The 7,310-nt window shown below is 53.3% G+C and carries 6 protein-coding genes and 1 tRNA gene; 3 read left to right on the top strand and 4 right to left on the bottom strand.

All coding sequences use genetic code 11. The features are described from left to right. Positions 1–983: extracellular solute-binding protein (locus PHT20_RS15005; RefSeq protein WP_301021143.1), on the bottom strand; the 983-nt coding region annotated here is incomplete at its 3' end. Between the two features lie 96 nt (positions 984–1,079). Between PHT20_RS15005 and fabI the strand changes: the two genes are divergently transcribed. After that, positions 1,080–1,871, top strand: a complete 792-nt coding sequence (gene fabI / locus PHT20_RS15000) for an enoyl-ACP reductase FabI (RefSeq protein WP_300082202.1) — start codon at positions 1,080–1,082, stop codon at positions 1,869–1,871. A gap of 63 nt (positions 1,872–1,934) precedes the next feature. On the opposite strand, the gene PHT20_RS14995 is transcribed toward fabI, so the two are convergent. Then, a complete protein-coding gene (locus PHT20_RS14995; RefSeq protein WP_301021142.1) occupies positions 1,935–4,232 on the bottom strand; it encodes an arginine/lysine/ornithine decarboxylase in 2,298 nt (765 codons plus the stop codon). A gap of 132 nt (positions 4,233–4,364) precedes the next feature. On the opposite strand from PHT20_RS14995, the gene PHT20_RS14990 reads away from it, so the two are divergent. Together PHT20_RS14990 and PHT20_RS14985 are read left to right on the top strand one after the other, a co-directional pair. Continuing rightward, positions 4,365–4,808 (top strand): NfeD family protein, encoded by a 444-nt coding sequence (locus PHT20_RS14990; protein WP_301021141.1) that lies wholly within the window; start codon positions 4,365–4,367, stop codon positions 4,806–4,808. 15 nt (positions 4,809–4,823) lie between these two features. Further along, positions 4,824–5,732: a stomatin-like protein gene (locus PHT20_RS14985; RefSeq protein ID WP_301021140.1), complete on the top strand. Its 909-nt coding sequence runs from the start codon at positions 4,824–4,826 to the stop codon at positions 5,730–5,732. A 48-nt stretch (positions 5,733–5,780) separates the two neighbouring features. Here the strand turns inward: PHT20_RS14985 and PHT20_RS14980 are convergent. Further along, positions 5,781–5,870, bottom strand: a tRNA-Ser gene (locus PHT20_RS14980). A gap of 107 nt (positions 5,871–5,977) precedes the next feature. Next, complete coding sequence (locus PHT20_RS14975; protein WP_301021139.1) at positions 5,978–7,108, bottom strand: branched-chain amino acid ABC transporter substrate-binding protein; 1,131 nt, start codon at positions 7,106–7,108, stop codon at positions 5,978–5,980. Positions 7,109–7,310: the final 202 nt, after the last annotated feature.

Raw genomic sequence — 7,310 nt, 5'->3', positions numbered from 1 at the left:
ACGCGCACGTCTTTGAAGCGGTCACGCCGGGTGTTGAGCACATAACTCTGAAACCCGGTGGGCAAGCGGTGGCGGTATTCACGTTTGACCAGTTCACCCGTGTCAAACCGCTTGCCATTGACCCGGCGTGCCCAGTCGCCCGCTGAAAAAAAACGCATCAGGTCAAATTCGCCAGCTTTCAAGGCCTCTAGGCGTGCGGTGCCATCTTTGTAAATTTTGACGGTAATGCGGTCAAAGTTGGCGGTGCCAAGGCGCACATTCAGGTCTTTGGCCCAGTAATTGGGGTCACGCACATAGGTGATGTCTTTGCCAAATCGCACTGGGCCAATTTTGTAAGGGCCGCTGCCAATGGGGTGGTCGGTCACGATCTCGTCAAAGCGCTTGGGCTTACCGTTGTCTACACCCCAGTCGCGGCTGAACACGGGCAGACCGCCCACCGTCAGAGGCAGTTCGCGGTTAGGTTTTTTAAAGCGGTAACGCACCGTGCGCTCAGCCAGCACGTCCAGCCCGGCCACATCGTCCAACAGGGTCTTGAAAGCAGGTGAGGCATAGGGGCTCATGAGCATGTCAAAGCTGTACTTCACGTCAGCCGCCCACACCGGCTTACCGTTGTGAAAACGGGCCTCGGGGCGCAGTGTGAAGGTGGCAGCCAGCCCGTCTGGCGACACCACCACGTCTTGCGCCAACAAACCGTAGCCGGAGCCAGTTTCGTCTAGAGCGCCGGTCAGCAAGCTGTCAAACATCACATCAGACAAGTAAGCGGGTGCAGAGCCCTTGATGGTGAACGGGTTGTATTTGTCAAAGGTAGACACCCGCAGGTTGCTGACCAGGCGCAATTCGCCACCTTTGGGCGCGGCGGGGTTGACGTAGTCAAAGTGCACAAAGTTGGGCGGGTACTTTAAATTGCCCCACAGGGCATAGCCATGCGCCGCCCACACAGGATTGATCCAACACAACACAACTAAAAAAAACAAACGACGCATGCGACAATTCTGCACCATTTGTCATTGTGTTCAGCATGGTTTTCGTGCCAAATCCACAGTGATTCGACAGACGTTCAAAAGACACAAGAGGTAGTTATGGGTTTCCTAATGGGTAAAAAATTTCTGATCACAGGCGTGTTGTCCAACCGCTCCATTGCCTACGGCATTGCCAAGGCCTGCCACGCGCAAGGGGCTGAACTGGCCTTTAGTTATGTGGGCGAGCGCTTCAAGGAACGCATCACCGAGTTTGCGGCCGACTTTGACTCCAAGTTGATTTTTGATTGCGATGTGGGTGACGATGCTCAAATTGACGCGCTTTTTACAGACTTGTCAGCGCACTGGCCAACATTTGACGGCTTTGTGCATAGCATTGGTTTCGCCCCTCGGGAAGCCATTGCGGGTAACTTTTTGGATGGCTTGACACGCGAGAACTTTCGCATTGCGCACGACATCAGTGCCTACAGCTTTCCTGCCATGGCCAAAGCTGCCCTGCCCTACCTGAACCCCACGGCCTCGCTGTTGACCTTGACCTACCTGGGTGGCGTGCGCGTGGTGCCCAGCTACAACACCATGGGGCTGGCCAAGGCGTCGCTGGAGTCGTCGGTGCGCTACCTGGCAGATGCGGTAGGTGGCCGCGGCATTCGGGTCAATGGTTTGAGCGCTGGCGCCATCAAAACCCTGGCCGCCAGCGGCATCAAAGACTTTGGCAAGCTGTTGAACATTTCGGCCGCGGCCTCGCCACTGAAACGCAATGTGACCATTGACGAGGTGGGTAACGTGGCCGCCTTTTTGCTTAGCGACCTGGCCTCTGGCATGACTGGGCAAATCTCTTATGTGGACTGCGGCGTGAGTCAAACTGCTGTGGCTGTGGTTGAAACGGGTGCTTGAGCCCCCGTTTTATATAAGAAATCAGCCTCTAGCACCCGTCAATAAAGCGTGAACAGCTATTTATTAAGTAGCATTCAACGCCACACAATCCGCGTAGTAGTGCGCTTTGCCATCGGCACCTTGCTCTTCTACCAAACCATGGATGTCGGTCTCAAAGCCGGGGCAGTGGGTGTTGAACTCACGTGAAAACTTGAGGTAATCCACAATTTTTTTGTTGAACACCTCACCCGGAATCAACAGCGGAATACCGGGTGGGTAAGGGGTGACCAAGCCAACGGTGATGCGGCCTTCAAGGTGGTCAATCTCCACCCGCTCGGTTTTGCGCATGGCGATGTGGGCATAGGCTTCGCTGGGTTTCATGGCGGGCGTCAAGTCGCTCAAATACATGTCTGTGGTCAAGCGGGCGATGTCGTAGCGGGCATAGAGCTGGTGAATATGCTGGCACAAGTCAGCCAAACCCATGTTTTCGTACACCGGGTGTTTCTGGCAAAACTCCGGCAAGATGCGCCACATGGGCTGGTTTTTGGCGTAATCGTCTTTGAACTGCTGCAGCGCTGTCAACATGCTGTTCCAGCGCCCCTTGGTGATGCCTATGGTGAACATGATGAAAAAACTGTAGAGCCCGGTTTTCTCAACCACCACACCATGCTCGGCCAAAAACTTGGTCACGATGCTGGCTGGAATGCCGGTTTTGGCAAACTTGCCGTTCAAGTCCATGCCCGGGGTAACCACGGTCGATTTGATGGGGTCAAGCATGTTGAAACCCGTGGCCATCTTGCCAAAGCCGTGCCAATTCACGCCACTCTTGTTGGTGCGTGATTCGCCTTTGATGACCCAATCGTCCGCGCGGCCAATGCCTTCTTCGGCCAGCTTGTCTGGCCCCCACACCTTGAACCACCAGTCCTCACCGTATTCGTCGTCAATTTTGCGCATGGCACGCCTGAAATCAAGCGCTTCAGCAATGCTTTCTTCAACCAGCGCGGTGCCGCCGGGCGGTTCCATCATGGCAGCGGCCACGTCGCAGCTGGCGATGATGCTGTACTGCGGCGAGGTGCTGGTGTGCATGAGGTAAGCCTCGTTGAACAAATGCTTGTCCAGCTTGACGGTTTGCGAGTCCTGCACCAGCACATGGCTGGCTTGGCTGATGCCCGCAAGCAATTTGTGGATAGACTGGGTGGCGTAAACCACCGCTTTTTTTGGCCTAGGCCTGTTTTTACCCATGGCGTGGTAAGTGCCGTAAAACGGGTGAAAAGCGGCGTGGGGCAACCAGGCTTCGTCAAAATGAATGTTGTCCACATAGCCGTCAAGCATGTTTTTGACAGTTTCAGTGTTGTAGAGCACGCCGTCATAGGTGGACTGGGTCAGGGTCAACACGCGGGGGTTGATGTGTGACACATCCACATCGGGCAAGTGCTGCTTGATCAAAGGGTTGGTTTTGATCTTGGCTTTGATATTGGCTGGCTCAAATTCGCTTTTCGGAATGGGGCCAATGATGCCAAAGTGGTTGCGGGTGGGCTTTAAAAACACCGGAATCGCACCCGTCATGATGATGGCGTGCAAGATGGATTTATGGCAGTTGCGGTCAACCACCACCACATCGTTGGGTGCCACGGTGTGGTGCCAGACCATTTTGTTGCTGGTGCTGGTGCCATTGGTGACAAAAAAGCAATGGTCGGCATTGAAGATACGCGCCGCATTGCGTTCGCTCTTGCCAATGGCACCATCGTGGTCCAGCAACTGCCCCAACTCCTCGACCGCGTTGCACACGTCAGCACGCAACATGTTTTCACCATAAAACTGGTGGTACATCTGGCCGACCGGGCTTTTTAAAAACGCCACACCACCCGAGTGACCTGGGCAATGCCAAGAGTAAGAGCCGTCTTCAGCGTAATCCAGCAGCGCCTTAAAAAACGGAGGCTGCACGCCTTCAAGGTAACTTTTAGCCTCGCGGATGATGTGACGCGCCACAAATTCGGGCGTGTCTTCAAACATGTGAATGAAGCCATGCAGTTCACGCAAGATGTCATTGGGCAGGTGGCGCGAGGTTTTGGTTTCGCCATAGATATAGATAGGCACATCCAGATTTTTGCGGCGCACTTCGTCAATGAAGTGGCGCAAATTCACCACTGCGGGGTCAAGGTCTGGCCCTGGTGTGAATTCTTCATCGTCAATCGACAAAATAAATGTGCTGGCGCGGCTTTGCTGTTGGGCAAATTGGCTCAAGTCGCCATAACTGGTGGCACCCAGCACCTCAAAACCCTCCGTTTCGATGGCTTGCGCCAGTGCCCGAATGCCCAACCCAGAGGTGTTTTCTGAGCGGTAATCTTCGTCAATGATGACAATCGGAAAGCGAAATTTCATGAACGGCTCCAGCGACTCAAGGTAAAAAGTTCAAATAGGCGCGAAGTGTAAGGACTAAATGTGAAACTTCTGAAAAGCCATGTGGCTTTCGTCTGAAAATGGCTCAGCCACAACACTGTAGAAAGAACATCCATGGCAGATTCGACACTTTGGTGGTTAGCCGCTGGCGCCTTGATTGCCTTTGAGCTGCTCTCTGGCACCCTGTACTTGCTGCTGATTTCTCTTGGTATGGTGGCCGCCGCCATTGCCGCACACAGCGGGCTGGCGGCGCATTGGCAGTGGTTTTGCGCAGCCTCCGTGGGAGGCGGGTCGGTGCTGGTGTGGCGGCGCTTGAAGAGCTTTGAAAACCAGCAGACACCCACGGTCAGTGTTCAAGCCAACCCTGATGTCCACATGGACGTGGGTGAAAAAGTGCATGTAAGCGCTTGGCTTGAAGACCATACTTGCAGCGTCAAATACCGCGGTGCCCACTGGGATGCCGCTTTGCAAGCGGGCCAAACGGCCACACCCGGCACTTTCGAGATCGCAGCGGTAGAAGGCAACCGCCTGATTTTGAAGAACGCACCCTCTTTTTAACTTTGAAAGTTGCACATGGAAATTGCCATTGTTTTGTTTGTGATCGCCGTGATTTTTGTCACCCAATCCATCAAGGTCGTGCCCCAGCAGCATGCCTGGGTGGTGGAGCGCTTGGGCAAATACAACGGCACGCTCACGCCGGGTCTGAACTTTTTGGTGCCCTTCATTGACAAAGTAGCCTACAAACATTTGCTCAAAGAAGTTCCACTGGACATTGCCAGCCAGGTGTGCATCACGCGTGACAACACGCAACTGCAAGTGGATGGCATTTTGTATTTTCAGGTGACCGATGCCATGCGCGCCAGCTATGGCTCCAGCAACTACATCATGGCCATCTCGCAACTGGCACAAACGTCGCTGCGTTCGGTGATTGGCAAGCTGGAGCTGGATAAAACCTTTGAAGAGCGCGACATCATCAACGCCCAAGTGGTGCAAGCCATTGACGAAGCCGCACTGAATTGGGGTGTCAAGGTCTTGCGTTACGAAATCAAAGACCTCACCCCGCCCAAAGAAATTTTGCATGCCATGCAGCAGCAGATCACGGCTGAGCGTGAAAAACGCGCGCTGATTGCCGCATCTGAAGGTCGCCGCCAAGAGCAAATCAACATTGCCACTGGTGAGCGCGAGGCGTTCATTGCCAGGTCTGAAGGTGAGAAACAGGCTGTCATCAACAAAGCGCAAGGCGATGCGCAGTCGATTTTGGCCGTTGCAGAGGCCACGGCACAAGCCATTGAACGCATTGCCACAGCCATCAACCAGCCGGGTGGCGCTGCAGCCGTGCAGCTTAAGGTGGCAGAAAAGGCAGTGGATGCCTATGCCAGGCTGGCCTCTGAAGCTACCACCACGCTGGTGGTGCCCAGCAACATGACCGAAGTGTCAACTTTGATTTCTTCGGCCATGAAAATGATCCAGGGGCAGAAATAAGAAGCAAAAAACCCCGTCGCATTAAGTACACGACGGGGTTGAATGTTTTGGCGGAGCAGGGGGGATTCGAACCCCCGGGGGATTTTACTCCCCGCACGCTTTCCAGGCGTGTGACTTAAACCACTCATCCACCGCTCCGAAGCGTTAGATTTTAACCGAGCAATGAACCTTTTTCTCTGGTCAGACAAGGGGGAATTAAAAAAGCCACCTGACGGTGGCTTTTACTCAATCGATGCAGAGACGCATCAATTCAAAGAAGTCTTCTTGCCACCTTTGTAAGTGGACAAAGTAATGGCTGGGTTTTTCATCTCACCAGTTGACTCAAACGCAATGGTGTTGGTGACACCTTTGAAATTGGATTCAGCCAGTTTGGTCACATAGACTTTTGGATCTGTGGAGTTGGCACGTTTCATAGCGTCCACCAAAAGGAATGTCGCGTCGTAGGTGTAAGGGCTATAGACTTGGAATTGACCAGGGTATTTAGCATCGTAACGTTTTTTCCACGCTTCGCCACCAGGCATTTTGGCCAATGATGCACCACCTTCGGCACACACCACGTTTTCCAAAATCTTGGCACCGTCTGCCAATTTAGCCAACTCTGCGGTACAGATGCCATCGCCACCAAAGTACTTCACTGCACCCATGCCCAAAGACTCCATTTGGCGCAACATGGGACCAGCTTGCGGATCCATACCACCAAAGAAAACAGCATCAGGTTTTTTGGCTTTGATGGCAGTCAAGATGGCCATGAAGTCTGTGGCCTTGTCGGTGGTGAATTGGTCGTCCACCACTTTGATGCCTTTGCTCAGAGCCACTTTTTTGAACACTTCAGCTACACCTTGACCATAGGCTGTGCGGTCGTCAATCATGGCCACAGATTTCACTTTCAAGACATCAGCTGCATACACAGCCAGCCCTGAACCGAGTGACAAATCGTTCGCAATGATGCGGAAGGTTGTTTTGTAGCCAGGTTTGGTCAAATTAGGGTTAGTGGCAGCGCCGGTCACCATAGGGATGCCACAGTCGTGGTAGACCTTGGATGCGGGGATGGTTGTGCCTGAATTCAAGTGACCCACCACGCCTGCAACTTTGCTGTCGCACAATTTTTGTGCCACTGCAGTGCCCTGTTTTGGATCAGCAGCGTCGTCTTCGGCTTGCAATTCAAATTTGACTTTTTTGCCACCAATGGTGATGTTTTGAGTGTTCAAGTCTTCAATGGCCATGCGAGCGCCATTGGTGTTGTCTTTGCCATAGTGCGATTGCGCACCAGACATTGGCGCCACGTGTCCAATTTTCACGACCATGTCTTGAGCAGAAGCCAGGCTGGCCACGGCGGCAATGGCTGCCGCAACAGTAATTTTCAATTTCATTTGCATAGACAACTCCAAGTTAAAAAAATTGCGAATCGGAATATTCAGCAACCCAAACGATAACGCAATTTCCAGGCCAAATCCTTAACGTGAAAGAACGGCGTATCCGGGCGAGTGTTACCCTGACCCCGCCCTGGTCAAAAGCAACGCGACAACAGTGATTCGGTCAGCGACTCAGACAGGAGTCGGTACAAACCCGTATTTGGTC

The organism is Rhodoferax sp., from assembly GCF_028715765.1.
In the GTDB taxonomy this organism is placed as follows: domain Bacteria; phylum Pseudomonadota; class Gammaproteobacteria; order Burkholderiales; family Burkholderiaceae_C; genus Rhodoferax.
This window is presented reverse-complemented; position numbering and strand designations above follow the sequence as displayed.